The 25,483-nt window shown below is 32.7% G+C and carries 28 protein-coding genes and 1 tRNA gene; 21 read left to right on the top strand and 8 right to left on the bottom strand.

The features are described 5' to 3' along the window. The first annotated feature begins 52 nt into the window (after nucleotides 1-52). The 9 genes from pstC (at nucleotide 53) to bsdE14_RS21815 (ending at nucleotide 8,886) form a co-directional block, all read left to right on the top strand. Nucleotides 53-955: a phosphate ABC transporter permease subunit PstC gene (gene pstC, locus bsdE14_RS21855; protein ID WP_264852146.1), complete on the top strand. Its 903-nt coding sequence runs from the start codon at nucleotides 53-55 to the stop codon at nucleotides 953-955. Beyond that, on the top strand, nucleotides 955-1,833 hold the full coding sequence (gene pstA / locus bsdE14_RS21850) for a phosphate ABC transporter permease PstA (protein ID WP_264852145.1): 879 nt from the start codon (nucleotides 955-957) through the stop codon (nucleotides 1,831-1,833). The genes pstC and pstA overlap by 1 nt, the downstream gene beginning before the upstream one ends. 12 nt (nucleotides 1,834-1,845) lie before the next feature. Then, nucleotides 1,846-2,595, top strand: a complete 750-nt coding sequence (pstB, locus tag bsdE14_RS21845) for a phosphate ABC transporter ATP-binding protein PstB (RefSeq protein WP_264852144.1) — start codon at nucleotides 1,846-1,848, stop codon at nucleotides 2,593-2,595. Nucleotides 2,596-2,659: 64 nt separating this feature from the next. After that, nucleotides 2,660-3,316: a phosphate signaling complex protein PhoU gene (gene phoU / locus bsdE14_RS21840; protein ID WP_264852143.1), complete on the top strand. Its 657-nt coding sequence runs from the start codon at nucleotides 2,660-2,662 to the stop codon at nucleotides 3,314-3,316. 107 nt (nucleotides 3,317-3,423) lie between these two features. Then, nucleotides 3,424-4,737 carry a DUF512 domain-containing protein gene (locus bsdE14_RS21835; protein ID WP_264852141.1) on the top strand — a complete coding sequence of 438 codons (1,314 nt, stop codon included), beginning with the start codon at nucleotides 3,424-3,426 and terminating at the stop codon, nucleotides 4,735-4,737. Nucleotides 4,738-4,740: 3 nt separating this feature from the next. Next, entirely contained in the window at nucleotides 4,741-6,057 is a 1,317-nt protein-coding gene (der, locus tag bsdE14_RS21830; protein WP_264852140.1) for a ribosome biogenesis GTPase Der, read from the top strand. 1 nt (nucleotide 6,058) lies between these two features. Beyond that, nucleotides 6,059-7,060 (top strand): NAD(P)H-dependent glycerol-3-phosphate dehydrogenase, encoded by a 1,002-nt coding sequence (locus tag bsdE14_RS21825; protein WP_264852139.1) that lies wholly within the window; start codon nucleotides 6,059-6,061, stop codon nucleotides 7,058-7,060. Between the two features lie 126 nt (nucleotides 7,061-7,186). Beyond that, entirely contained in the window at nucleotides 7,187-8,665 is a 1,479-nt protein-coding gene (gene spoIVA / locus bsdE14_RS21820; protein ID WP_264852138.1) for a stage IV sporulation protein A, read from the top strand. A gap of 145 nt (nucleotides 8,666-8,810) precedes the next feature. Next, a tRNA-Pro gene (locus tag bsdE14_RS21815) sits at nucleotides 8,811-8,886 on the top strand. Between the two features lie 75 nt (nucleotides 8,887-8,961). Here the strand turns inward: bsdE14_RS21815 and bsdE14_RS21810 are convergent. Further along, nucleotides 8,962-9,087, bottom strand: coding sequence for a hypothetical protein (locus tag bsdE14_RS21810; protein ID WP_264852137.1), 126 nt, complete (start codon nucleotides 9,085-9,087; stop codon nucleotides 8,962-8,964). Nucleotides 9,088-9,405: 318 nt separating this feature from the next. Between bsdE14_RS21810 and bsdE14_RS21805 the strand changes: the two genes are divergently transcribed. The 4 genes from bsdE14_RS21805 to bsdE14_RS21790 all read left to right on the top strand — a co-directional run bounded on the left by bsdE14_RS21805 (nucleotide 9,406) and on the right by bsdE14_RS21790 (nucleotide 12,589). Further along, nucleotides 9,406-9,828: a hypothetical protein gene (locus tag bsdE14_RS21805; RefSeq protein ID WP_264852136.1), complete on the top strand. Its 423-nt coding sequence runs from the start codon at nucleotides 9,406-9,408 to the stop codon at nucleotides 9,826-9,828. A 213-nt stretch (nucleotides 9,829-10,041) separates the two neighbouring features. Continuing rightward, the gene (locus bsdE14_RS21800; RefSeq protein WP_264852135.1) at nucleotides 10,042-11,055 is read left to right on the top strand and encodes an O-acetyl-ADP-ribose deacetylase; all 1,014 of its coding nucleotides are present in this window, start codon (nucleotides 10,042-10,044) and stop codon (nucleotides 11,053-11,055) included. A 102-nt stretch (nucleotides 11,056-11,157) separates the two neighbouring features. Beyond that, nucleotides 11,158-11,811, top strand: a complete 654-nt coding sequence (locus bsdE14_RS21795; protein ID WP_264852134.1) for a vWA domain-containing protein — start codon at nucleotides 11,158-11,160, stop codon at nucleotides 11,809-11,811. Between the two features lies 1 nt (nucleotide 11,812). Further along, nucleotides 11,813-12,589 (top strand): ADP-ribosylglycohydrolase family protein, encoded by a 777-nt coding sequence (locus bsdE14_RS21790; RefSeq protein WP_264852133.1) that lies wholly within the window; start codon nucleotides 11,813-11,815, stop codon nucleotides 12,587-12,589. A gap of 136 nt (nucleotides 12,590-12,725) precedes the next feature. Here bsdE14_RS21790 and bsdE14_RS21785 read toward each other — a convergent pair whose 3' ends face one another. Continuing rightward, entirely contained in the window at nucleotides 12,726-13,403 is a 678-nt protein-coding gene (locus bsdE14_RS21785) for a manganese catalase family protein (RefSeq protein ID WP_264852132.1), read from the bottom strand. Between the two features lie 216 nt (nucleotides 13,404-13,619). On the opposite strand from bsdE14_RS21785, the gene bsdE14_RS21780 reads away from it, so the two are divergent. The 4 genes from bsdE14_RS21780 (at nucleotide 13,620) to bsdE14_RS21765 (ending at nucleotide 17,198) form a co-directional block, all read left to right on the top strand. Continuing rightward, complete coding sequence (locus bsdE14_RS21780) at nucleotides 13,620-14,912, top strand: PAS domain-containing sensor histidine kinase (protein ID WP_264852131.1); 1,293 nt, start codon at nucleotides 13,620-13,622, stop codon at nucleotides 14,910-14,912. A gap of 456 nt (nucleotides 14,913-15,368) precedes the next feature. After that, the gene (locus bsdE14_RS21775; RefSeq protein ID WP_264852130.1) at nucleotides 15,369-15,635 is read left to right on the top strand and encodes an HPr family phosphocarrier protein; all 267 of its coding nucleotides are present in this window, start codon (nucleotides 15,369-15,371) and stop codon (nucleotides 15,633-15,635) included. A gap of 128 nt (nucleotides 15,636-15,763) precedes the next feature. Then, nucleotides 15,764-16,345: a DUF1836 domain-containing protein gene (locus bsdE14_RS21770; protein ID WP_264852129.1), complete on the top strand. Its 582-nt coding sequence runs from the start codon at nucleotides 15,764-15,766 to the stop codon at nucleotides 16,343-16,345. Beyond that, the gene (locus tag bsdE14_RS21765; RefSeq protein WP_264852128.1) at nucleotides 16,338-17,198 is read left to right on the top strand and encodes a DegV family protein; all 861 of its coding nucleotides are present in this window, start codon (nucleotides 16,338-16,340) and stop codon (nucleotides 17,196-17,198) included. The genes bsdE14_RS21770 and bsdE14_RS21765 overlap by 8 nt, the downstream gene beginning before the upstream one ends. Before the next feature lie 104 nt (nucleotides 17,199-17,302). On the opposite strand, the gene bsdE14_RS21760 is transcribed toward bsdE14_RS21765, so the two are convergent. The 3 genes from bsdE14_RS21760 to bsdE14_RS21750 are packed head-to-tail and all read right to left on the bottom strand — an operon-like array spanning nucleotide 17,303 to nucleotide 19,521. Further along, nucleotides 17,303-18,784: a DUF4153 domain-containing protein gene (locus bsdE14_RS21760; RefSeq protein ID WP_264852127.1), complete on the bottom strand. Its 1,482-nt coding sequence runs from the start codon at nucleotides 18,782-18,784 to the stop codon at nucleotides 17,303-17,305. Between the two features lie 16 nt (nucleotides 18,785-18,800). Then, nucleotides 18,801-19,007, bottom strand: a complete 207-nt coding sequence (locus bsdE14_RS21755; protein WP_264852126.1) for a helix-turn-helix domain-containing protein — start codon at nucleotides 19,005-19,007, stop codon at nucleotides 18,801-18,803. 19 nt (nucleotides 19,008-19,026) lie between these two features. Further along, nucleotides 19,027-19,521, bottom strand: a complete 495-nt coding sequence (locus bsdE14_RS21750; RefSeq protein ID WP_264852125.1) for a DUF2975 domain-containing protein — start codon at nucleotides 19,519-19,521, stop codon at nucleotides 19,027-19,029. Between the two features lie 294 nt (nucleotides 19,522-19,815). Between bsdE14_RS21750 and bsdE14_RS21745 the strand changes: the two genes are divergently transcribed. Continuing rightward, on the top strand, nucleotides 19,816-20,574 hold the full coding sequence (locus tag bsdE14_RS21745) for a MerR family transcriptional regulator (protein WP_264852124.1): 759 nt from the start codon (nucleotides 19,816-19,818) through the stop codon (nucleotides 20,572-20,574). A 68-nt stretch (nucleotides 20,575-20,642) separates the two neighbouring features. On the opposite strand, the gene bsdE14_RS21740 is transcribed toward bsdE14_RS21745, so the two are convergent. Continuing rightward, nucleotides 20,643-21,908, bottom strand: coding sequence for a M28 family metallopeptidase (locus bsdE14_RS21740; protein WP_264852123.1), 1,266 nt, complete (start codon nucleotides 21,906-21,908; stop codon nucleotides 20,643-20,645). Nucleotides 21,909-22,086: 178 nt separating this feature from the next. Here bsdE14_RS21740 and bsdE14_RS21735 point away from each other — a divergent pair, with 178 nt between their 5' ends. Beyond that, nucleotides 22,087-22,674, top strand: coding sequence for a cupin domain-containing protein (locus bsdE14_RS21735; protein ID WP_264852121.1), 588 nt, complete (start codon nucleotides 22,087-22,089; stop codon nucleotides 22,672-22,674). An 82-nt stretch (nucleotides 22,675-22,756) separates the two neighbouring features. Here bsdE14_RS21735 and bsdE14_RS21730 read toward each other — a convergent pair whose 3' ends face one another. Both bsdE14_RS21730 and bsdE14_RS21725 read right to left on the bottom strand, forming a co-directional pair. Then, entirely contained in the window at nucleotides 22,757-23,083 is a 327-nt protein-coding gene (locus bsdE14_RS21730) for a DUF1540 domain-containing protein (protein ID WP_264852120.1), read from the bottom strand. Between the two features lie 35 nt (nucleotides 23,084-23,118). Beyond that, nucleotides 23,119-23,664 (bottom strand): NADH peroxidase, encoded by a 546-nt coding sequence (locus tag bsdE14_RS21725; RefSeq protein WP_264852119.1) that lies wholly within the window; start codon nucleotides 23,662-23,664, stop codon nucleotides 23,119-23,121. A gap of 356 nt (nucleotides 23,665-24,020) precedes the next feature. Between bsdE14_RS21725 and bsdE14_RS21720 the strand changes: the two genes are divergently transcribed. Continuing rightward, nucleotides 24,021-24,173, top strand: a complete 153-nt coding sequence (locus bsdE14_RS21720; RefSeq protein ID WP_264852118.1) for a hypothetical protein — start codon at nucleotides 24,021-24,023, stop codon at nucleotides 24,171-24,173. 189 nt (nucleotides 24,174-24,362) lie between these two features. Further along, entirely contained in the window at nucleotides 24,363-25,454 is a 1,092-nt protein-coding gene (locus bsdE14_RS21715) for a sulfate/molybdate ABC transporter ATP-binding protein (protein WP_264852117.1), read from the top strand. The last annotated feature ends 29 nt before the right edge of the window (nucleotides 25,455-25,483 follow it).

Here is a 25,483-nt window from a genome sequence, read left to right as displayed (position 1 = left end):
CCGGTCTAAAGTTATGTAAATACAAATCAAATAATATATAAGAGGTATGATTATGGAGAAGAGGAGTTTTGGCGTTAAATTAAAAAATGAATATTTAGGTCGTGGATTTGCTACCTTTTGTGGACTATTAATAGTAATTCTTACACTTTCTATTATATTTTTCGTAGCTTCCAAAGGACTAAATACATTCGTGAAGGATAAACATTCAATTATTCAATTCTTATTTTCAACTAACTGGAAGCCTGATTTAGGACCAGAAAAAGGAGGACCACAGTTTGGAACACTGATTTTTATTGCAGGTTCAACTTTTGTTGCCTTAGGAGCTGTAATTATAAGTGCGCCAGTAGGAGTTGCACTAGCTATATTTATGAATATGATATCTCCGAAGCTAGGAACAAAATTACTGCAGCCAGCTATGGAATTATTTGTTGGAGTCCCTTCTGTAGTTTATGGTTGGATAGGTATAACAGTTTTAGTTCCACTTATTAAGGCAAGCTTTGGTGGGTTAGGTTTTAGCTTACTTGCTGGTATTCTAGTATTAAGCATTATGATTTTACCTACTATCACTAGTATATCCTCTGATGCAATTAGAACTATACCAAGAGAGTATATAGAGGCTTCCTATGGTTTAGGTGCAACAAGGTGGCAGACAATCAGCAGAGTAATTATTCCTGCTGCAAAATCTGGGATTTTAACTGGAGTAGTACTTGGAATTGCGAGAGCTTTTGGTGAAGCACTTGCTGTTCAAATGGTTATAGGTAACTCTATTAATTTGACAAAGGGATTATTAAATACAACTTCAACATTAACAAGTGTACTCACTATGGACATGGCTAATACAGTTGGAGGTACAGAATGGAATAATGCACTCTGGTCTATGGCTCTGTTACTTTTGATAATATCCTTTATATTCATATTAATTATAAGAAAAATAGGTAAAAGAGGTGAGGTTTAATGAGTGCTAAATTAAAAGATAAAATAGCTACAGTGATATTATATATAGTTGCAGCATTTGTATTGATTCTATTAGCGGTATTTATAGGTTATATATTATACAATGGAAGACAATCTCTTAATTTAAAATTCCTATTTGGAAAGCCTAAATTTGGAGAAGCAGGCAGCGGAATTGGAAGACAATTATTTAACTCATTTTACTTGCTTTTTATTACACTATTAATTACTGTTCCACTAGGTATTGGAGCAGGAATTTATCTTGCAGAATACGCAAAGGAAGGTAAGTTTTTGAACTTTATAAGATTATGTATTGAAACTATGTCCTCACTTCCATCTATAGTTGTAGGTTTATTTGGACTTTTAGTTTTTGTTCAAATGACAAAGTGGGGATATACACTACTGTCAGGAGCACTTGTTGTTAGCATATTAAACTTGCCTGCACTTACCAGAGTTAGCGAAGATGCTATTAGAGCAGCGTCTAAGGGTGTTAAGGAAGCTAGCTTAGGACTGGGGGCTACACAGTGGCAGACTATGCGAAAGGTTATATTACCCTCCGCACTTCCTCAGATTATAACAGGTATAATATTGGCTTCAGGAAGAATTTTTGGTGAAGCTGCAGCTTTAATATATACAGCGGGTATGAGTGCTCCAGCATTAAAATTTGGTTCAATGGGCAAGAGTTCCGCATTTAGCTTATTTAGATCAGGAGAAACATTAGCTGTTCACATTTGGAAATTGAACTCTGAAGGTATGGTGCCAGATGCTGCAAAGATAGCAAATGGTGCTTCAGCTGTTTTAATAATTATGGTACTACTATTTAATATATCTGCTAGAATGCTTGGAAAAAGACTTTATAATAGATATACAGGAACAAAGTAAGGGGGAAATAAGATGAGCATAATTGAAACAAAAGGTCTTAATTTATTTTATGGAAATTCACAGGCACTAAAAAATATTAGCCTTAACATAGAGGAAAATGCTGTTACCGCACTAATTGGTCCGTCTGGCTGCGGAAAATCTACATTTTTAAGAACAATAAATAGAATGAATGATTTAATTGATAGTGTTAGAATTGAAGGAGAAGTGCTGTACGAGGGGAAAAATATATATACAGATTACGATGTAATTGAGCTTAGAAAAAAAGTTGGTATGGTATTTCAAAAGCCAAACCCTTTCCCTATGTCTATATATGACAATATTGCATATGGACCAAGAATTCATGGAATAACAAATAAGAATAAGCTTGATGAAATAGTAGAGAAAAGTCTTAGAGGAGCAGCTCTATGGGATGAAGTAAAGGACAGACTAAAAAAGAGTGCCTTAGGTTTATCTGGAGGTCAGCAGCAAAGAGTATGTATAGCAAGAGTTTTAGCTGTAGAGCCACATGTACTTTTAATGGATGAACCAACTTCAGCTCTAGATCCAATCTCAACTTTAAAAGTAGAAGAACTTATGGATGAACTTAAAAAGAATTATACAGTAATAATTGTAACCCACAATATGCAGCAGGCAGGAAGAATATCAGACAATACCGCATTTTTCCTAAATGGTGAAGTAGTCGAATATAACAAAACTGAAGATATTTTCTACAAACCAAGGGATAAGAGAACTGAGGATTATATTACTGGAAGATTTGGTTAAACTTAATATATTAAAGATGATATAATATATGTATAAATAATTATTTATAAAGAGGTGAGAGTAAATGACAAGAGGATCCTTCGATACAAACCTGCAGGAGCTTCACAATGATTTACTGAGAATGGGAAGTATTGTTGAAAAGCAGATATATGAGTGTATAGAAGCACTAGTAAATCAAGATGATGCACAAGCAAATAAGGTAATAGACAATGATGATTTAGTTGATGAACTTCAAAGGGAAATAGAAGGTAAATGTATAAAATTAATAGCAACTCAGCAGCCACTAGCTCTTGATTTAAGAAATATATTTACTACTACTAAAATAGTTACTGACCTAGAGAGAATGGCTGACCATGCAGTAGATATAGCTAAAATTACTAAAAGGCTTAAAGGTGAAAAATACATTAAGCAGTTAATAGATATACCTAAAGCAGCAGATATAGTTAAGGAAATGATAAAGCAAGCCTTGGATGCCTATGTTGAAGGAAATGTAGAAAAAGCTTATGCAGTTTGTAAAATGGATGATAAGGTAGATGCTCTTTACAAACAAGTTTTTTCTGAATTGTTAGGCCTAATGGCAAAAGATTCAAGCACAGTTAATCAGGCAACTCAATTTTTATTTGTATGTAAGTTCCTAGAAAGAGTTGCAGACCACGTAACAAATATTTGTGAATGGACAATTTACTTAGTTACTGGTGATCAAGTTGATTTGAATGAATAGTATAAACCTCCTAGTGCAGGAGGTTTTATTTATTTAGATTGACTAAATATGCTAGTTAATGTATTATAACTTAATGAATACATTTAGGAAAAAGTAGGTGCGAAACTATGAATAATAAGATTTCAAAGGTGTTTCCAGACAGTATAGCTGAAGAAATGGAAATCGAAGTTGGAGATAAATTACTTAGCATAAATTCTACTGAAGTAAAAGATATAATTGATTATAAATTTTTGATGGCTGAGGAATATGTAGAAATAGAAATAGAAAAGCAGGATGGAGAAGTTTGGGCTTTAGAAATAGAAAAGGATTATGATGAAGATTTAGGAGTTGAATTTGAAAATCCTGTGTTGGATGAAGCAAAGAGCTGCTGCAATAAATGTGTATTTTGCTTTATAGACCAGCTTCCTAAAGGAATGAGGGAAACTCTTTATTTTAAAGATGATGATTCAAGACTTTCATTTCTCCAAGGTAATTTTGTTACTTTGACCAATATGAAGGATGAAGATATAGATAGAATTATTAGATATAGAATAAGCCCAATAAATGTTTCGGTTCACACTACAAATCCTGAACTTAGAGTGAAAATGTTAAATAACAGATTTGCTGGCAATATATATGAAAGACTTCAAAAGCTTGCTGAGGCATCAATAGAACTTAACTGTCAGATTGTTTTGTGCCAAGGATTAAATGATGGTGGTGAACTAATAAAGACCATAGAAGATCTTTATAAGTTGTACCCGTCTATTCAAAATGTTGCAGTAGTACCAGTAGGAGCAACACAGTTTAGACATGGACTTTATAATATAACTATGTTTGACAAAGAAAGCAGCAGAAGGGAGTTAAATTCTGTTAAAGCACTTCAAGAAAGATACATTAATGAAATAGAAAGTCCCTTTGTAAGGCTTTCAGATGAATTTTATGTGCTTGCTGAAATGGATGTGCCTTCAGATGATTTTTATGGAGACTTTGAACAGCTTGAAGACGGCATAGGTATGATAAGAATTTTAAGAAGTACTATTGACGAGACCCTGGGAAATCTGAATAATAATATATGTGGAAGTTTTACAATTGCAACAGGTTCTTCTGGCTATAAGGAATTAAGTAAGGTGGCTGAAAAGATAAATAATGCAAATAGTAAAATAAAAGTTAATGTTGTTAAAATAATCAACAAATTTTTTGGTGAAACTATAACTGTAGCAGGACTGTTAACTGGAAAAGATATTATAGAGCAGCTTTCAAAGGAGCAGCTTGGGGATTATATAATAATACCAAGGAATATGCTTAGAAGTGGAGAAGAAATATTTTTAGATGATGTGTTAGTTACAGATTTAGAAAAAAGCTTAAATAGGAAGGTTATAATCTGTGATTATACCGGAGAAGATTTAGTCGATTTAATAAATGAGTTTGGTAAGGAGGAATAACAAATGGCAAAACCGTTAGTGGCGATAGTTGGGAGACCGAATGTAGGTAAATCCACACTTTTTAACAAAATAGCAGGAAAAAGAATAGCGATAGTAGAAGATACTCCAGGGGTAACTAGAGATAGAATATATGCAGATGCGGAGTGGCTGAGGTATAATTTTACTCTTATTGATACTGGTGGTATTGAGCCTGAAAGTGAAGATGTTATAATATCACAAATGAGAAGGCAGGCTCAGTTAGCTATGGAAATGGCTAATGTAATTGTATTTATAGTTGATGGTAAAGAAGGCCTTACAGCTGCCGATGCAGAAGTTGCTCAAATGCTTAGAAAGAGTAAGAAACCAGTTGTACTAGTAGTTAACAAGGTTGATAATCTAAAAGAAGAAGATAATGCTTATGAATTTTACAATCTAGGTATAGGTGACCCAATTACAATATCAGCTTCACAAGGCTTAGGTCTTGGAGATATGCTTGATAGAGTAGTAGAGCACTTCCCTGAAGACAGTGAAAATGAAGAGGAAGAGGAAGTAATTAGTATTGCTATAGTTGGTAAGCCTAATGTAGGTAAATCTTCTCTTATAAACAAACTTTTAGGCGAAGATAGAGTAATAGTGAGTGATGTACCAGGAACTACTCGTGACGCTATAGACAGCTATCTAGAAACAGATATAGGTAAATTTACACTAATTGATACTGCTGGACTTAGAAGGAAAAGCAAGGTCAAGGAAGAAATAGAAAGATATAGTGTAATTAGAACTCTTGCAGCAGTTGATAGAGCAAATGTATGTATACTTATGGTAGATGCAGCTGAAGGTGTAACTGATCAAGATGAAAAAATTATAGGCTATGCCCATGAACAAGGTAAAGCTATAATGGTTATAGTAAATAAGTGGGATCTAATAGAAAAAGACGACAAGACCATGGATACATACAAGAAGGAGTTACAGTATAAATTATCCTTCATGAGCTATGCTCCTTACCTGTTTATATCCGCAAAAACAGGTCAAAGGGTACATAAGGTATTAGAGCTAGCTAAGGAATGCTATGATAGTTATTCAAAGAGAATTTCCACTGGATTATTAAACGATGTAATAAATAAAGCGGTTCTTATGAAAGAGCCTCCAATAGTTGGGCTAAATAGACTTAAAATTTTCTATGCTACTCAAGTAAGCTCAAGACCGCCTGTATTTATATTCTTCGTAAATGATCCAAACACTCTACACTTTTCATATGAAAGATATTTAGAAAACCAGCTTAGAGAAAACTTTGACTTCAAAGGAACTGGTATAAAGATGATATTCAGAGAAAGGAAGAGTTAAAATGTATTCTAAAGTAACATTTATTGGTGGGGGAAGCTTTGGTACAGCACTAAGCATACTTTTATCTAAAAAGGGAGTTACAGTTAGTGTTTGGGATAAGAATTTAGAGGTTATCGAAGACATTAACGTTAAAAGAGAAAATCTCAAGTACCTTCCAAAGGTAGCTATTCCTTCCAATGTTAAGGCCTATGAAAATTTAGAAGAAGCACTACTAGGCAGTGAGGCTGTAGTGCTTGCAGTACCTTCTCACGCTATTAGAGACGTAAGTAGGAAGTTAAGGCCTTTAATAAGGGAAAACCAAATTGTTGTAAGTATAGCCAAGGGTATAGAAGAGAGTACACAAAAAAGATTGTCAGAAGTAATTGAAGAAGAAATACCTAATAATCCAATTGTTATTCTTTCAGGCCCTAGCCATGCAGAAGAAGTGGCAATTGATATCCCAACCACAGTGGTTGTTGCTTCAAAAAACATGGAGGCTGCTGCAAAAACACAGGACTTATTTATGACAAATAAGTTTAGGGTATATACAAATGATGATTTAGTTGGCGTTGAAATTGCAGGAGCTGTAAAGAATATTATAGCTCTGGCTGCAGGTGTATCTGACGGTATTGGTTATGGAGACAACACTAAAGCTGCTCTAATGACAAGAGGAATGAGCGAAATAATAAGAATAGGAACTAAACTTGGAGGAAAGCTAGAAACCTTTTCCGGTCTTACTGGTATGGGAGACTTAATAGTTACTTGTACAAGTATGCACAGTAGAAATAGAAGAGCAGGTATATTAATTGGTCAAGGACATTCAACAGATAAGGTTTCGGATGAAATAGGAATGGTTGTTGAAGGTATTAAAGCCTGCAAAGCATTTTACATATTAAAAGAAAAGCTAGGCGTTTCTATGCCAATAACAGATATACTGTACAAAGTGCTTTTCGAAGGCAAAGATCCTAAATATGGTGTTTATGAGCTTATGTCCAGAGAAAAGAAGGATGAAGTTAATTTTTAAAATAATTAATGTGCTGAGGGATGTTTCCTACGGCACATTAATATTTTTTTGTAAAAAAAAGTACTATTTTATTTTGTTGTCCAATATATATATACTGTTAATATGTAAATAGCGGGAGGGTATGCGTTGGAAAATTTCGATATATATAAGGACATAGCTGAAAGAACGCAAGGGGATATCTATGTAGGTGTTGTTGGGCCTGTAAGAACAGGAAAATCTTCTTTTATAAAAAGATTTATGGACTTAATGGTTATACCCAATATTGACAATCCTTACAAGAAGCAAAGAGCAAAGGATGAATTACCACAAAGCTCATCAGGAAAATCAATTCATACTACAGAACCTAAATTTGTTCCAAATGAAGCTGTAGAAATAAAAATGGAAGAAGGAACAAAGTTTAAAGTAAGAATGGTGGATTGTGTTGGATATATAGTAAAAGGAGCTTCCGGATATATAGAAAATAATGCTCCTAAAATGGTAAATACACCTTGGTATGATCATGAAATTCCATTTGAAGAAGCTGCTGAACTGGGAACCAAAAAAGTAATTAATGAGCACTCAACTATAGGCCTGCTTATTACTACTGATGGCTCTATAACTGATATAAATAGAGACGAGTATGTAGAAGCTGAGGAAAGAGTTGTAAAAGAGCTTAAAGCAATTAATAAGCCATTTATTATGGTCCTAAATTCTGCAAATGTTGATGATCCTAAGACCCTAGATCTTAAGAGGGAATTAGAAGAAAAATATGATGTGCCAGTTCAAACCTTAGATGTAGTCAATATGAAGGAAGAAGACGTAGCAACCGTATTCAATGGAGTATTAAAGGAATTCCCAATTAAAGAAATAAATATTGACATGCCTGAGTGGATTGAAAAGCTAGAAGCTAGGCATTGGCTAAAAGTTAACTTTATTAATCTCGTTAAGGACATGTGCAAGAAGATTCATAAGGTTAGAGATATAAAGAAGATACTAGATGACTTCGGAGACGTTGAATTCCTAGGTCAGTCTGATCTAACTGAAATGAATATGGGAGATGGAACTGCAAGAGTTAATCTAGCTCCAAAAGCTGGTTTATTCTATAATATCCTTAGTGAAATTTGCGGCTGCGAAATCAGAGGCGAAAATGAGCTATTATCTATAATGAGTGATTTATATAATGCTAAAACTGAGTACGATAAAGTAGCTGAAGCTCTAAGGGATGTTAGAGAGACAGGTTACGGCTTAGTAGCACCACAGCTTTCAGAAATGAAGCTAGAAGAGCCACAAATTGTTAAGCAGGGAAGCAGATATGGAGTTAAGCTTAAAGCCAGCGCACCTTCACTACACTTTATAAAGGCAGATATAGAAACTGAGGTTTCGCCAATCATGGGAACTGAAAAGCAAAGTGAAGAGCTTGTAAAATCCCTATTAGAGCAGTTTGAAAACGACCCATCAAAGATTTGGCAGAGCAATATGTTTGGTAAATCTTTAGAAGTAGTTGTTAAGGAAGGTCTTCAAAACAAACTGTACAAGATGCCAGAAGATGTTCAGGTTAAAATTCAAAGAACCCTTCAAAAGATTATTAATGAAGGCAATGGCGGACTAATCTGCATAATACTATAATAATGAACAATAAAATACTATTAAATTTGGCGTACAAGTAAAGCTTTGTACGCCAAATTTACAATACGCCATATGCAGATCAGTTCTGTGCAGCTTCCCTCAAATATTGATTTTATAAAATAATATGATATAATATTATCATTATCTGGGTATGGCGCAGATGGTAGCGCGCTAGAATGGGGTTCTAGAGGTCGCAAGTTCAAATCTTGTTACCCAGACCAGAGTGAATGAAAGTCTTGAGAAATCAAGGCTTTTGTTTTTATTTATCTGTGTTTTTGTATACTAATTATCGGCAATTATATTAGTACAAATGCAATTACTATTACAATAGCCAAGTTTATTGCAGTATCTAATGAAATTAATTTTTTACCTGTAACTCCTAAATAAGAACTAATTGCGTTGCCTATTACAAGAGCAATCATAAATGATAAAAACTAAAGTCTTCCTCTAATCTTTTTTTATTTCTCTAACTTGTCCATAAAATCCTCCCATTATCAACATAATCTATATTACTTTTTATCATATATAAAGCTACTTAATTAAAATTTATAATATATAAATATAGATTCAAATATAAATTCATGTGTTAAGTAAACACACTAAATTTATATAGTAATTATAACATTAATTTCAAGATATGTATGTATTTACACGAGTAATGGAGGAATTAGAAGATATATATAGAATAGTGAAAACATGTAATGATGTACTATGTTTATCTTTGCATAGGAGTGGGAATCATGAAAAAGGTTTTAAAAATTATCTCTAAGGTTTTTAGCTTGTGTGTTTTACCATTAATAACTTTATACTTATTTATTAGCATAGGTAATATAAAATCACAAAATATCATTGCAAGGGAAGGTTCCCATCGTACAATGACAGCTGGAATTATAAAAAGAGCATGGACATACAGAGGTGTTTATGCAATGTTGTTGTTAATCGTTTATTTACTGGTGCTATATTCAAAATCGAGTAAAAATGCTAAGCTTCTCACATTTATTTTAATGATAATAACAAGTGTGCCGTTAATGTTTTTAATGAACATTATGCCTTGGCTTCCATTAAGTATATCTATTCCTTTAGGAATATTGATTATAGCTGGGGTATTTTTACTTGATTTATTACCTGTGTTTGATATGAAAATAAATAAATTGCAAGATTGATTCAAAAGATATCAGATAATGCCCAAGTTTTTTTAATAAACTTAGAAGCAAGCAGCTGCTGGAGCAGAGCCAGTAGAACATTCAATGGATTGATGAAATTCAAAGGGATTATCATAAGCAATAAAAAAGACATTTCTTATGCACGAAAAGCATAGAAATTACAAATAATCATGAAATATATTTAAAATAAAAGGTATTATAGGAGGTGGAGTAATGCCACTGGAAATAATCCGTAATGATATAACAAAAGTATACGCAGATGCCATTGTTAATGCAGCAAACTCATCATTACTTGGTGGTGGAGGGGTTGATGGAGCAATTCATCGTGCTGCTGGGCCTGAGCTGCTAGAAGAATGCCGTAGCCTTGGAGGTTGTAAAACTGGACAAGCCAAAATAACAAAAGGGTACAAATTGCCTGCAAAATATATAATTCATACTGTTGGGCCAGTTTGGCATGGAGGAAAAAGCAATGAGGAGAAGCTGCTGGAAGATTGCTATAAGAACTCACTTGCAGTTGCTAAAGAGCATAATATTGAAAGTATCGCTTTTCCTCTAATATCATCGGGTGCATTTGGATATCCCAAAGATAATGCATTAAAAATTGCCATTTCGGTCATAGGTGAATTTTTGCTAAGAAATGAAATGACGGTTTTTCTGGTTGTGTATGATAAGGCAGCATTTGTGTTGTCTGAGAAGCTGTTTTCGTCCATTAACCAATATATTGATGATAAGTATATTGAAGAAAACCCTTCTAGTTCCAGAGATAGATTTCAGGAAAGAAACCAATTAAGAATAGGCATTTTAGAAGCACCAATATTTTCTACATCGGAAGCATCTACCTCAACAAAAAAACGTAAAAGAAGTCTTGCAGAACTAGTAAAGCATATGGATGAAACCTTTTCGCAAATGTTACTGCGTCTCATTGATGAAAAAGGCATGACAGATGCAGAAACTTATAAAAAGGCAAATATAGACCGGAAGCTATTTTCTAAAATAAGAAACGATATAAATTATAAGCCAAGCAAGCCTACCGCAATTGCTTTTGCTATAGCTTTAAAATTAAATCTTGATGAAACAAAGGATTTACTGCTTAAGGCCGGATTTGCACTTTCACATAGCAGTATATTTGACATCATCATTGAGTATTTTATACAAGATGAAAACTATAATATTTTCGAGATCAACGAAGCTTTGTTTGCTTTTGATCAGAATCTACTAGGGGTTTAATTAAACTATTATAACATAAACAAAAGTGTCGCCTGCCATGCGACCGATGTCCAGGCACAAAATGTTATCTTTAAATCACAATAAAGATTGGAGGATAACATTATGAGAAAGGGTTTAACTGAACTGGTATTTATTCTTGATAGGAGCGGCTCAATGAGCGGTCTCGAAAGTGACACCATAGGTGGATACAATTCTATGCTTGAAAAACAGAAGAATGAGCCTGGGGAGGCTGTAATAACTACTGTATTGTTTGATGATAAGTATGAATTGCTTCATGACCGTACCAGCCTTATAGGTATAGATCCAATAACAGACGAAGAGTATTTTGTGAGAGGAAGTACTGCTCTTTTAGATGCAGTAGGAAAAACCATCAATAAAATAGGAAGTGTACAGAAACATACAGCGGAAGATGAGAGAGCTGAACATGTTATGTTTGTAATAACAACTGATGGTATGGAAAATGCCAGCAGAGAATTCAGCTATGAAAAAGTCCGAAAGATCATTGAACGTCAAAAGATAAAATACGGCTGGGAGTTTATATTTCTTGGTGCTAATATTGATGCTGTTGCCACTGCTGAGCGTTTTGGTATCAGCAAAGACAGGGCAGCAAATTATAATGCAGATAGTAAAGGAACTTTGCTTAACTATGAAGTAATCAGCGAAGCAGTAAGTTGTATGCGTGCTAGCTGCGCTATATCAGAAAACTGGAAAGACCGTATTGAAGAGGATTTCAAGATGCGTGGGGGTATGAGATAAAATGTTAGGTGCAATTATTGGAGATATAATTGGCTCAGTTTATGAGTGGAATAACATAAAGACAAAGAATTTTCAACTCTTCAGTCCAGGGTGTTTTTTTACCGATGATACAGTGATGACCATAGCAATTGCAGAAGGATTGATGAATGGAGGAAGCGCTGAAGCATTAATCAAAGCAATGAAAAAGTATGGTCGTATGTACCCTAACGCTGGATATGGGGTACATTTTGGTGGTTGGCTAGTTTCTGATGACGTTCATCCATATAACAGCTGGGGTAACGGGTCAGCTATGCGAGTTTCACCTGTGGCTTGGTTGTTCGATACTCTCCCAGAGGTAGAGAAATATGCTGAAATTAGTGCAGCTGTAACTCATAACCATCCTGAAGGAATTAAAGGCGCACAGGCAGTTGCTGCAGCCATTTTTCTAGCCAGAAAAGGAAAGTCAAAGGTTGAGATAAAGGCTTATATTGAGAGTAAATACGGCTACAATCTGAGACGTACTCTTGATGAGATACGTCCTAGATACCGCTTTAATGAGAGTTGTGAGGAAACTGTGCCAGAAGCTATCACAGCTTTTCTCGAAAGTATAGATTTTGAGGATGCAATAAGAAATGCTATTTCACTTGGCGGAGACAGTGACACCCTTGCTGCAATAACTGGAAGTATAGCTGAAGCAGCGTATAATATTCCTAAAGAAATAAAGCAAAAGGCTTTGAATTTTCTTGATGAGCACATACTTGAAACTTATCAGCAATTTTGTGATAGTATCCTAATATAAATTAATAAGTTAATAAGTTAATCTTTACTATTTTCCACTGATCAGGGTTAATATAATTTTATAGCACATTTTTAGTCATATGTAAATGGCACTATCTTAGAAATAATAGTGCCATTTAATCATTAGTAAAGTATAATTAGTGTTGTTTTGAAGGAGCTTCGAAGCTTACTGGAGTTGGGTCCGGGTTATTAAAGAATCTTCCAGGTGTTGATAAATCAAAATATAGCTTAGAATCTTGAGTTACTCCAAAGTCTTTATTTGAGGCTGTATCTTTAACTCTATTTAATGCTTCTCTAAATAATGCATTATGAGCTTCTTCACGATTTAATAAGAAATCTATAGTGTTTCTTACATACTTATCGTTTATTTGTCTATATAAATATTCATAAACAACTTTAGCCCTTTGTTCTGAAGCGATGTTTGACAATAAATCCGCTACAATATCACCTGTAACTGTGACATAGTCCGCAGTCCAAGGCGCACCAGAAGAGTTTATGAGTACTGGACTTAATCCTGAAAGAACATGGGTTTGAATTTCTCCAGCTTGAGTAGTATTATAATCAACTTGATGACCATTAAGTAAATTTATTGTTTGTGCTACCATTTCCATATGGCTTAATTCTTCAGCTCCGATGTCTAGAAATAAATCTTTTATAGCTTCATCTTTTACACGAAAACTTTGTGATATATATTGCAGGGCAGCTTTTAATTCACCATTTCCACCACCAAGCTGCTCCTGCATTAAAACTGCAAATTGAGGGTTTGGCCTATCTACTTTAACATCACCTAAAAGTTTTTTGTCATGTTTAAACATATCAATATTCCACCTCCATTTTACGGTATTATTATACCCATACGTAAATTAAATATAATAACACAATAAAAGTATGCTTAATTAAAATGTTTTTATTTATTTAAATGGAAAAAGATTGTATAATAATTAATGGGTATTGTGAGAACTAACTTTGAAGATTTAACAATTTTATTAATAGATTTCATCTTTTGAAATGATAAAATTTTGAGGTATATTATGGAAAGTTATAAGTTGCAAGGAAATAATAATATGCAATCAGAACAAGAGATAATACAAAATAAACAAAAAGAATTATATGAAACAATTTTAAATAATATACAAGAAGGTATCGTCGTTACTAATTCTAATGGTAATGTTATTAGCATGAATACTTCAGCGCTAAGAATGCACGGTTTTAGTTGCTTTGAGGACTATAAGCATTCAAGGATATATAATAAAGAAGATATTGAGTGCAGAACTCTTGATGGGGCTTTAATACCCTATTCAGAGTATGCTATCTCAAGAGCAAGACAAGGAGAGCAGTTTTCAAATTACGAGATGTGGGTGTTAAATAAAAGCAAGAATTTGAAATGGATAGGCAGCTATAATTGTAATCAAATCTTTAATTCAGATGGAACTAATAAAATGTCTATTATTACTATTAGGGATGTTACTGAACAAAAGAAACAAGATGAAAAAATATTAAAAATGGAACGTGAAAAAAATGAAGCGTTAGAAAAATCAATGGAAATGAAGGATGATTTTTTATCTTTAATCTCACATGAGTTTAGAACACCTATTAATGTCATTAATTCTGCTATTCAAGCAATGGAGTATATATGCATTGATGAACTGACCGACAATGTAAAAAAATATTTAAGTATGATAAAGCTTAATATATTAAGACAACAAAGGTTAGTTAATAATATATTAGATATTACAAGAGCTAATGCTGGAAGAATTAAAATCAATAAAAGGAACATAGACATTGTTTTTCTTACTAAAGCTATTGTAGAATCTGTAAACACATTTGCTTTACAAAAAGGTATAAATGTTATATTTACAACTAAAGTTGAGAAAAAAATAATGGGTATTGATGATGAGAAATATGAAAGGATACTTTTGAATCTCCTTTCAAATGCTATAAAATTTAGTGAAAAAGATAAATTTATATATGTTAACTTGCAATCTATAAAGGAATATATATGTATTGAAGTAGAGGATAATGGTATTGGAATACCACATGATAAGCAAAATATAATTTTCGAAAGGTTTGGACAAGTTGATAGTTCATTATCAAGACAAGCAGAGGGCACTGGAATTGGTTTATCATTGGTAAAAAAACTTGTTGAAGCATTAGGAGGCAGTATAACAGTTAAAAGTGAAGTAGGAAAAGGCAGCACTTTTACTATATTAATTCCAAGTGAAAAAGTAATTGAAGAGCAAAATGATCAAGGCAAATTAGATTTATTAGATAGTCATTTAGTTCATATAACAAAAGTTGAGTTTTCTGATATTTATTTAGAGTAGCAAAGCTAAAGTGGTCAATGGATATGTGAAAATTTAAATTATAATTCACAAAGAATAGATAAAAAAATCTATTCTTTTTTATTATGCTTTTATATTGAGGGAGGATTGTGGATAAAGAACTTATAAATGATAAAATTTATCATAGTATCTATTCGTGCTGATAAATTTTATCAATGTGCTTGGACTGTGGAATAATAAAGTTTCTATAAAAAATAAAATGAAATATTTTTTGTTTTGCTGATAAAATTTATCAAGACAGTTAACCGGTAATATGAATATTATAACAAACTTTACTGACCAAGGAATTTGAGAATCAGCATAAAAGCAATAAATAAGGCGTTATAAGCCCCTAAACCATTGGTAAATTTTATTTTTTAAATATAATCTAATTTTGGTATGGTTTTTGCTGATTAAAAAGAAAGTAACAAAAATTATAATGCCTAGGGGGAAATAATAATGATATCGAAAGAAATAGTTGTAGCAAATAAAACAGGAATACATGCAAGACCAGCTTCTATGTTTGTAAAGACAGCTACACAGTTTAAATCTAATATAACAGTTACCAAAGATGGTAAAACAGCAAATGGAAAATCACTAATCACTATATTATCTTTGCAGTTAGTAAAGGGAAGTAATATTACGATTTCTGCAGATGGTGCCGATGCAGCCGAAGCTGTAGATACATTGATAAAAATGGTAGAATCAAAATTTGGTGAAGAATAATAAAAATGGCCAATAAGCATATGTAAGCTTGTTGGCTATTTTTATGTGCTTGACAATACAATAGTTTTGTACTATATTATAAGTAGTTATTATAACTATGTGTAATCGTTTTTGATAGAGGAAAAGTTATGGAAATAAATTTAGATTTATATGAATTTAGTAAGACAATGAGTAGAGTAAAGCTTATCAGGTGGGATGAGTTACCTTACTTTCCTATTTATTGTGATCAGCTTTTACAAATTGTGAATGATGAGCTATCTTTTATGCAAAGTGATGATAAAAATGAAAAGCTTATTACTAAAAGTATGGTTAATAATTATGTAAAGTGGGGAATGATCCCTAAACCTGTGAAGAAGAAGTATGAAAAAATACATATTGCATCTGTGATTGCAATAACTATGCTTAAGCAGATAATGCCCATTTCAAAAATTACTGAAGGAATTCAATTACAGGTTAATTTGCAAGGAGATGAAAGAGCATATAATGCCTTTTGTGAAGTATTTGAGGAATCTATTAGAATAGTATTTTTACCGATTCTAGATGAGCTAAATCCTTATGTATTACAGGAGAGAAAATTCGAATATGATATGCTGGCTATTTCTACAATTACTACAGCACTATCTAGCAAACTTTTAACTGAAAAAATCATAGAAACTAAAATCAAAAAGAATAACAATATTAGCAGGGGAGAAGGAGAAACTCATGAATGATAATAAAATTGCAATACTGACAGATTCTTGCTCAGACGTGCCTGAGAGTTTACTGGAAAGATATCATATTTATCAATTGCCTCTTAGCATCAATTATAAAGACAAATCGTATCATGACAGAATCGATATTACACCTGAAGAAGTATATGAAAATCTTGAGAAAGAAATACCCCATACTAGTCTTCCGTCTATAGGAGAAATACATGAGAAAATAGAAGAAATAGTTGGAGATGGGTATAATCAAATCATTATTCCGGTTATCTCATCAGGGCTGAGTGGGACTTGCAAAACAATTCAGATGGTTTGTAATGAGTTTAATAATATAAAAACAGCAGTTATAGATACTAAAAATATTGCACTTGCCTCAGGCTTTTTTTCTGTTTATGCAGCACAATTAGTTGAAAAAAATTTAAGCTTTGAAGAAATTGTTACTAAGATGCAAAATAAAATTGATAGCTCACATATTTACTATAGTTTACAAACGCTGCACTATCTTATAAAGGGTGGAAGAATTGGACGTGTTGAGGGTATACTTGGCAGCATACTTCAAATCAAGCCAATCATTTCTTGTGACAAAGATGGAATTTATTATACAGTTGAAAAAGCTCGAGGAAGAAAACAAAGTATTAATAAATTAATGGAAATTGTACAGGATAAAATTAAGGATAAAGAAAATTATTATCTTACTATTTGCCATGGATGTGCTCAGGAAGAAGCTGATAAAGTAAAAGAAAAAATGCAGCCATATATTGAGAAAGCTACTCTATTCATGGAGGGACAAATTTCTCCAGCACTTGGTGTACATACGGGGCCTGGACTTATCGGAATTGGATATTTTGATTTAGATGATTAAACAGTATAGGACAAAAAGCACAATAGGGCCTAAAATTCCTATTGTGCTTTTTTGTACCTACAATACATCACTTGTTAAAATGAATGTTTAGAAAAACCAAGGTGCTAGTTGCCCTGGTTTAATAATTTTCTAGTTCTGTTTCTACTAAAATTAAATTCAGTCCATGACTTTTGCTTATCAAGTATTTCTTTTCTGTATTTCAAATTTTCATCAATAATCTTTTTTATATTGATGCTGCTCTTATCCTTCAGTTCAACCATGTAAGGAACGGCTTCAAAGGATAATGAGGTCAAATAATGGGCATCCAGCTTGCCAGTTTCATTATAACGCTCTATATTCTTCCTGGCTATAAACCCGTCAATATTGATATAGTTAATTATAGTATACATAATTATTGTTATCACAATTATGCTTTTTACTATAGGAATTTTACTGTACCAAATACCAGCAGCCACGAATAGGCACAGTATGAAAAGCAGTAACATAAATAAATGCACTGATACCCTTAAAAAAGTATATCCAAATGCAGCCTCATATAAAGAAAGCTTAAAATTAGCAGAAAAAAGCATATTTAATGTAAATATTACAAGCACTGTTAAAAGAAGATTAGCTACTTTTATAAGCCTTGTATTATCTTTTTTTATATATTTAAGGCAGCTTAGTACTATTATAAAATTGATAGAGGTAACAGCAGCTAGCTCAAAGAAGCCCTTTCTAGCATATTCTGCGTAGGTAAAACCAGCTGGCAGTTTTACATTAGCTCCACCATAAAGATAAGAAAATTGAACTATGGTAAAAATCAGATACAGAATATTCAATACAACCAACACAGTTATTATTGTAACAACTTCCCAGCTTACAGCAGGGGTATTAATGTCACTATTAATGACTTTTTCTTCACTTTTAAAGCCCCAGACATAACCAAATAAATAGAAAGCTATAACTAAAATAATTATGGTATGTGGTACAAATTTTTGAATGTCTATATTATCAAAAATTTTTGTTAGGTTGGTAAGATAGTAGCCAAAAACCATGTCTGCAGAGCTTAATAGTGCTATCAAGATTATAAGCAAAGGCAAAGAAACAAGTATACCAATAAGTATCTGCTTTTTTCCTTCTTTAATTTGAATAGATTTTTTTAATTTTAGTGAAGCCTTTAATATCGTAAATGGCTTAAAGACATTATTAAACACATTTACTATTCCTATTCTTAACATTTTAATTATAAAGCTAGCTTTATCCCATCTAAGCTTTGGATTCATTATCAAAATGGAGCTTGCAATCATAAGTATTGGAATTGCTAAAAAATTAAAAAAAGAAAATATATCATTAGTATGAACTGCAAAGCTAAGGGATAGTAAGGCTATTGGTATAAGTAAAAACCAGCCAAAGCTTTTTGACAGTGCTAAACTATCCCTTATAGACCACATGAAAAAAACTATACATGCTCCTATAAATAAGAAGTAGGAAATACCTAAGGATTTGTCAAAAAATAATTTGTCAAATATCCATCCAAGTAGTAATGAGAACAACATACAATATAGTCCATCTTTAATTTTTGTTTCTAAAGTTTTATTTACTTCCATTTTGCCCACTCCTTTTTTATTCATCTCTAAACTCTAAAATATCTCCCGGCTGACATTTAAGCTCCTTACATATGGCTTCAAGGGTAGAAAACCTTATAGCTTTTGCCTTTCCAGTTTTTAATATAGATAAATTAGCATTAGTTATTCCAACCTTTTCAGCAAGTTCATTAAGAGATATTTTACGCTTTGCCATCATTACATCAAGGTTTACAATTATAGCCATAATTAGCCTCCTTTAGCGTCTAAACCGTAAAATCATTTTCTTCTTTTACTTCTACAGCCTGTTTATATATTTGAGACAACAACAAAACAAAGCAGCCTGCAAAGAAGAATATCAAAAATTCAGCATCAGTGTGTACGCCTGTTGGGCCTATATCTATTAAACTGAAGCTTTTAAACTGACTATTATAAAAGAAATTTATTATATAGCAAGCAGTTATAATAAAGCAGCTTATAGCTATATTCTTCAAATTTTTCACAATACTCATATTAAAAGGTCCTTCCTTTATAACAGATTTTAATATCCTTCTAAGACTGTAAAGTATAAATATCAAGGAAGAAGTACCAATAAAGACTAATATGCAGTTTACAATATGTCTTCTATTTGAGTCCCCAATATCGCTTGAAGCTAATGTACTTAAAATTAAACTTATACAAGTTATTATCCCTATAATAATAAGCACATTTAATACAATTATTAAAAATTTGGACATAGAATTATATTTGTTTTCTTTCATAAATTACTGCCTCCGTTTACAATTTTCTAAATTCATCATACTACATTATTTCAATAATTTCAATAAATATTTATCGATTATCAATAATTAATTATTGAAATAATATATTGGTGTTGGATTAAGTAATAAAAAAAGTTATAATGGGTAAGAAGAATACGACTAATAATATTAAGTATAAAAATTAGTAGCTTAATAGATTTAATAATTGTTAGGTAGAAAAGCAAATAAATAAATGAAATGACCTTGACTCTTACCTTGGAGTAGGGCTTATGATTTAAATTGAGGTGAAAAGTTATGCTGTACACGGTGAAAGAAGTTGCAAAATTGACAGGAGTTACTATAAAAGCACTTCATCATTATCACAAAATAGGACTACTGGAACCCTGTGAGATTACGGAGTCTGGCTATCGGCACTATGGAACTAAAGAGCTTGAACGGTTGCAGCAGATATTATTCTATCGTGAGCTTGATTTTCCACTGAAAGATATCAAAAAAGCACTGGAGGATGAACCGAATCGATTAGAGTGTTTAGACAAACAACAGAAACTGCTCTTTGCGCGCAAGCAGAGGCTGGAATGTTTGCTAAGAACTATAGATGAATCGATTGTCCTTGGTAAGAAGGGAGAAGCTATGAATAAAGCTACAATGTTTAAAGGATTAAATAAAGAGGAGTGGGAAGACGCACTTTTAGAGCAAAGTAAATATATTAAAGATAAATATGGCTATGATATGCCGGAAGTGCAGGAAGCTCAAGTGAATAATATGAATGAACAAGCCACAGAGGCACAGAAATTTATGGATTATATAAGAAATGCCCTTATAAACGGATGGAAGGCTAATGACGAGAGAATACAAGAGGTATTGAAAAATCATATTACATTTTTAAATAACCACGGTCATAATATTGATTCAAAAGCATTTGCAGCTCAGACAGCCTTTTTTGTAGAAGATGATTTTCATAGAAGTATGCTTGAGAACCAGCAAATAGGGTTTTCTTATTACCTTTATACAGCTGCAGATATGTATGCAGCTTCAAATAATCAAGAGTTATAAAAGATATAAGTATTTCATAATAAAAAAATGGTAGCCCAACGTGAGTGTGGGCTACTATTTTTCTTTAGCTAATTCTCTTTTTTGGATTCTTTATTAAAGTACTTATCTAATTCTTTTCTCATGTTGTCTGGAATCTTTTTTTCAATTGGAAATACTATTGAGTTTACAATTAATTCGCTGAATTCTTTGGTTATTAAGGTGGTTTTTTCTAATGCTTCAGCACTTAAAAAATCAATAACATCGTTTCTAGTGTGGATGAAGGCTCCACCAGTGGGAGCAAAACGACAGAATGTCACAGAAGGTATTCCTGCATCAGCAAAGGCTGTGGAATCACTTGAGTATATATTCTGTTCTACTTTAAGAGGGAAGCCTTTAATTTTAGCCATGTGATCAATATAATCAACTAAGCTTTGCTCAGCTGTTACCAAGGCACTTTCTTTTCCAAGAATGGAGCCTGCAACATCTACATTAATCATTAAAAGATGTTTTTTCAATTCTTCCTCATGAGCCTTTAAATAAGCTTGGCTACCAAGAAGACCCACTTCCTCAGAGCCATACCAAACAAATTTCAACGTTCTAATAGGTGGATTTTCTTTAAAGTGTCTAAGCATTTCCATTATAATAACTGAACCAGCGCCATTGTCATATACACCTGTACTGAAAGGAACACTGTCATAATGAGCACCAAAAGATATTATTTCGTCTGGATATTTAGAACCTTCTAGAGTTACAACAACGTTATGAGAAGTAAGTTCTATATCTTCCGTAATTAGTTCTACTTTTACTTTAGAAGCTTTATTTCTAACCATATGGAAACAATCTTTCATTCTCATAAATAGAGCGGGTACTTTTCCATATTTCGTATTCTTTTCACGCATTCTAGCTATAGTAATATCAGTTTTTTCTTCTTCATCCATGGCAGTTCCACACATTGTTATATAACCAGCTATTCCGGCTGCTAGGAGCTTTTTATAAAGCTTAGGATCAGGTCCTTTGTTTATAAGTACAAGTTTCCCTTTGATGTCAACTAAATTAGCACCTAGCCCATCTTCTATGTATACAAAATCTGTAGTAATGCCTCCTATAGGGGTGCTAACTGAGCAGTTATATGGTGTAATCTCATATTCTTTTTCATAGGGCTCAATTACTTTTAGTGAAGCTTTTTTAATTTTAGATGTAGGAACTTTAAAATTTTCTAAGTGTCCGGTGATTCCAATTGAAGAAATTTCTTCTAGTAAAATATTCGCTGCTTTTAACTCTTCTTCAGAACCACTAGTTCGTATGAATCCAATTTTCTTTAAAAGTTCAAATTCTCTCAGACTATTCATTGCCATAATAATCCCCCCATTTCATATAAATAAAGTTAATCATTAGTTTGAAAACGTGATTTTATAATACCATTATTACCCAATGTTTGCAATAAGTCTATTTGATTGTTCTTTATGAATAAGCACACTCACTAAGTAAAGTGCATAATATAATATGGTAATACTATGAAAGGAATAAACCAATATGTACAATAATTATAATTCTTATCCATGTTCCTATTGTGCGTATGGAGCATGCCCATGTCCTTACTATTATAATCCAAACTTTATGAGAGAATTTGATGAACAGTATTTTCCAAACGAAGAGGAATTTGACTATGATAATTCATTAGATTTTTCTGAAGAGGATAGCAGACTAATTGAATTGAAGGATTATGGACCAGAGCCCTTTGTAATTAATATTGACGAGGCTACTAAGAGAAACAGAAATTATCGTACTACTTTATGGACAGGTAAGCATTTGCAGCTTACATTGATGAGTATCAAGGTTGGAGGAGACATAGGGCTAGAGGTTCATCCTGCAATTGATCAATTTATACGTATTGAAGAAGGTCAAGGAATTGTTCAAATGGGACCTAGTAAAAACAATCTAAATCTTAGAAGAAGAGTTTCAGATGGATTTGCTATATTTATACCTGCTGGTACTTGGCACAATGTAATCAATACTGGTAACAGACCTCTTAAATTATACTCTATTTATGCTCCACCTCAACATCCGCATGGCACTGTTCATGAGACTAAAGAAATAGCCCATGGTGCTTCAAGGGATTAAATATTCTAAATAATAAGGTAGCGTTTCCGCTACCTTATTATTATTATTATTTGGCTCTATTAGAAAGTAATGCTTATAAAACTTACCATGTTTGTTTAGAATCAAAGCTAGAGCATTTTGTTTCAGTGTATATATGAGCCTCAGTTCCAGATACTTCAATTGACTCTAGATCACAAAGCTTATTTTCATTATGTTTACAGCTTATAACATTGCAGGTAAGAGCATCGCATGGTCCTGAAGAATTTGTATTGTTAGTTAAACTGCTGTATTCATATTTATTTAGAAATGAACCGCATACAGTTCCTCTTTCGGTGGATGCAGTGGCTCCACCAATATCTACTCTATTTGAATAGCAGACTCCAGTATTATTATGAGAACAATTTGTTACACTACAAATAATTTTTTGCACAAAAACACACTCCTTTATATAATTTAAGAATATATTTATTTGCTGAAATATCTATCAAGTAGGCCTTTAAAGGCTCTACCGTGTCTAGCTTCATCTTTGCACATTTCATGAACTGTATCATGAATTGCATCTAGATTGTTTTGCTTAGCAATTGTTGCTAGTTTCTTTTTACCTTCACAGGCACCATATTCAGCTTCAACTCTGGCAGATAAATTAGCCTTTGTATCACAAACCACAACTTCACCTAATAGTTCAGCAAATTTTGAAGCATGCTCTGCTTCTTCTAAGGCTATTCTCTTGTAAGCTTCTGCAACTTCAGGATAACCTTCACGGTCAGCCTGACGAGACATTGCGAGATACATTCCAACCTCAGTACATTCACCCATGAAATTAGCTCTTAATCCTTCTAATAGCTCATCGTTACATCCATCGGCAACGCCAATCCTATGCTCATCAGCGAAGTTTAACTCATCGGTCATTTCTTTGAACTTGTCAGCACCAGCTTTACAAATGGGACAATATTCTGGTGGAGTAGCTCCCTCATGAACATAACCACATACAGTGCAAATAAATTTTTTCATTTAAAAATCCTCCGTAACAATAAATTAGTTATTACAGGTATAAAAACCTTAATTAATATTGTTTCCTATTAAGTTAAAACTATTTATTATTAAAAGTGCGTAATAGATTTAATTCTTAAGCTCTTTAGCACGTTAAATTAACAAATTGTTCTTAAAAACTCAACACTTAGTTTACATATAACATATATACTTAATATGGTAGCAAACTTAATGACATATTATCCCCCCAATAAAATAGAATATATAGAAATGTCATTTACGCATTATCCTCTTATTAAGCACTAATAGAAATATTAGTGCTTTTTACTACCTCAAAAAATTCTTTGCTTGCGTATTTATAATTGAGGAGTGATAAAATGAGAGTAAACAAAACAAGTAAGTACAGCGAATATAAAGAGCAAAGAGAATATAAAAATAGATATGTACATAATACAAATAATGATAAAGATAATAATATACATACATCATTCTCAGAAGTTCTTAAGAAAGTAAAGCAAAAAACATATTAAAATAAAGCAGCTGGTCATACATATCAGCTGCTTTTTATTTATTGAAGCAACATTCCATTAAACAAAGAAAATTTTATTTTTGCAAACCTGGATATTTATGGTAAAATTGTATTGGTGTTCAACTAGTTTATAATAAACAAAGGAATGTTACACTTATTAAAAATGTATCTGCAGGGAGGTACAAATAAGATGAGACTTTTTGTAGATATAAAGAAAAAACTGCCTGGCTTTCAACTTAAAATGAACTTCGATAACAGCAGCAATATTCTAGGATTTCTTGGTCCATCAGGCTCAGGGAAAAGCATGACACTTAATTGCATAGCTGGTTTAATTAAACCTGACAGTGGTAAGATAGTTCTTAATGACAGAGTGCTTTTTGATTCTGAATTAGGAATTGATATGCCTATAAGAGAGCGAAAAGTAGGCTTTCTTTTTCAAAACTATGCACTATTTCCTCATATGACCGTAGAGCAAAATATAAGCTATGCACTTAAGCATCTTGAAAAAGCAATAAGGAATAGAAAAGTATCAGAAAAAATAGAGATAATGCAGCTTGCCGGTCTTGAAAAGAGGTATCCAAATCAGCTTTCTGGTGGGCAGCAGCAGAGGGTAGCCCTAGCAAGAGCACTTGCTGTAGAACCCGAGATATTGCTGTTAGACGAACCTTTTTCTGCATTAGATAATCATCTTAGAAGACAGATGATTATACAGATATCTGAGATTCTATCAAGTTATACTGGTGCTACCTTATTTGTTACTCACAACCTTGAGGAGGCATTTCAGCTCTGTAACAACATTATAATAGTTGATAAAGGGCGCAAAATTGAAGAAGGTAATAAAAATAATATATTTAAATCTCCTAGCACTGTAGCAGCTGCTCAACTAACTGGCTGCAAAAATATCTCGCCAGTTAAAATGCTTAGTACAGAATTGGTAGAGGCTCTAGACTGGCATTGTAAAATAAAAATAAACAACTGTCAAAAAAGAGAAATCACACATATTGGAATAAGAGCACATTATGTAGAAATACTAGAACTGCAGCATAATTATGACCAATATGAAGGTGAGCCTATTAATACTTTTAAGTGTTGGCCTGCACAGATAGGGGATAATCCATTTAGTAAAATAATATACATAAAACTTCAAACTGCTCCCTTAGGAAATTGGGATTATAATTTACAGATGGAATTATCCTTAAGTGACTGGGAAGTCTTATGCAAAATGCCGGCTCCCTGGAGGGCTGTCTTAAAAGCTGATAAATTAATTATTATGGAAAACTAAGAAGAACAATATTAAAACAACCTTGTAAT

The sequence above is a fragment of the Clostridium omnivorum genome, from assembly GCF_026012015.1.
In the GTDB taxonomy this organism is placed as follows: domain Bacteria; phylum Bacillota; class Clostridia; order Clostridiales; family Clostridiaceae; genus Clostridium_AX; species Clostridium_AX omnivorum.
Note: the sequence above shows the minus strand (reverse complement) of the source record. Positions and strands in the feature narration are given on the sequence as shown.

Coding starts and splice junctions, on each gene's coding strand:
- pstC (WP_264852146.1), top strand. CDS start 53: ATGGAGAAGAGGAGTTTTGGCGTTAAATTAAAAAATGAATATTTAGGT.
- pstA (WP_264852145.1), top strand. CDS start 955: ATGAGTGCTAAATTAAAAGATAAAATAGCTACAGTGATATTATATATA.
- pstB (WP_264852144.1), top strand. CDS start 1,846: ATGAGCATAATTGAAACAAAAGGTCTTAATTTATTTTATGGAAATTCA.
- phoU (WP_264852143.1), top strand. CDS start 2,660: ATGACAAGAGGATCCTTCGATACAAACCTGCAGGAGCTTCACAATGAT.
- bsdE14_RS21835 (WP_264852141.1), top strand. CDS start 3,424: ATGAATAATAAGATTTCAAAGGTGTTTCCAGACAGTATAGCTGAAGAA.
- der (WP_264852140.1), top strand. CDS start 4,741: ATGGCAAAACCGTTAGTGGCGATAGTTGGGAGACCGAATGTAGGTAAA.
- bsdE14_RS21825 (WP_264852139.1), top strand. CDS start 6,059: ATGTATTCTAAAGTAACATTTATTGGTGGGGGAAGCTTTGGTACAGCA.
- bsdE14_RS21810 (WP_264852137.1), bottom strand. CDS start 9,087: ATGATTGCTCTTGTAATAGGCAACGCAATTAGTTCTTATTTAGGAGTT.
- bsdE14_RS21805 (WP_264852136.1), top strand. CDS start 9,406: ATGAAAAAGGTTTTAAAAATTATCTCTAAGGTTTTTAGCTTGTGTGTT.
- bsdE14_RS21800 (WP_264852135.1), top strand. CDS start 10,042: ATGCCACTGGAAATAATCCGTAATGATATAACAAAAGTATACGCAGAT.
- bsdE14_RS21795 (WP_264852134.1), top strand. CDS start 11,158: ATGAGAAAGGGTTTAACTGAACTGGTATTTATTCTTGATAGGAGCGGC.
- bsdE14_RS21790 (WP_264852133.1), top strand. CDS start 11,813: ATGTTAGGTGCAATTATTGGAGATATAATTGGCTCAGTTTATGAGTGG.
- bsdE14_RS21785 (WP_264852132.1), bottom strand. CDS start 13,403: ATGTTTAAACATGACAAAAAACTTTTAGGTGATGTTAAAGTAGATAGG.
- bsdE14_RS21780 (WP_264852131.1), top strand. CDS start 13,620: ATGGAAAGTTATAAGTTGCAAGGAAATAATAATATGCAATCAGAACAA.
- bsdE14_RS21775 (WP_264852130.1), top strand. CDS start 15,369: ATGATATCGAAAGAAATAGTTGTAGCAAATAAAACAGGAATACATGCA.
- bsdE14_RS21770 (WP_264852129.1), top strand. CDS start 15,764: ATGGAAATAAATTTAGATTTATATGAATTTAGTAAGACAATGAGTAGA.
- bsdE14_RS21765 (WP_264852128.1), top strand. CDS start 16,338: ATGAATGATAATAAAATTGCAATACTGACAGATTCTTGCTCAGACGTG.
- bsdE14_RS21760 (WP_264852127.1), bottom strand. CDS start 18,784: ATGGAAGTAAATAAAACTTTAGAAACAAAAATTAAAGATGGACTATAT.
- bsdE14_RS21755 (WP_264852126.1), bottom strand. CDS start 19,007: ATGGCTATAATTGTAAACCTTGATGTAATGATGGCAAAGCGTAAAATA.
- bsdE14_RS21750 (WP_264852125.1), bottom strand. CDS start 19,521: ATGAAAGAAAACAAATATAATTCTATGTCCAAATTTTTAATAATTGTA.
- bsdE14_RS21745 (WP_264852124.1), top strand. CDS start 19,816: ATGCTGTACACGGTGAAAGAAGTTGCAAAATTGACAGGAGTTACTATA.
- bsdE14_RS21740 (WP_264852123.1), bottom strand. CDS start 21,908: ATGGCAATGAATAGTCTGAGAGAATTTGAACTTTTAAAGAAAATTGGA.
- bsdE14_RS21735 (WP_264852121.1), top strand. CDS start 22,087: ATGTACAATAATTATAATTCTTATCCATGTTCCTATTGTGCGTATGGA.
- bsdE14_RS21725 (WP_264852119.1), bottom strand. CDS start 23,664: ATGAAAAAATTTATTTGCACTGTATGTGGTTATGTTCATGAGGGAGCT.
- bsdE14_RS21720 (WP_264852118.1), top strand. CDS start 24,021: ATGAGAGTAAACAAAACAAGTAAGTACAGCGAATATAAAGAGCAAAGA.
- bsdE14_RS21715 (WP_264852117.1), top strand. CDS start 24,363: ATGAGACTTTTTGTAGATATAAAGAAAAAACTGCCTGGCTTTCAACTT.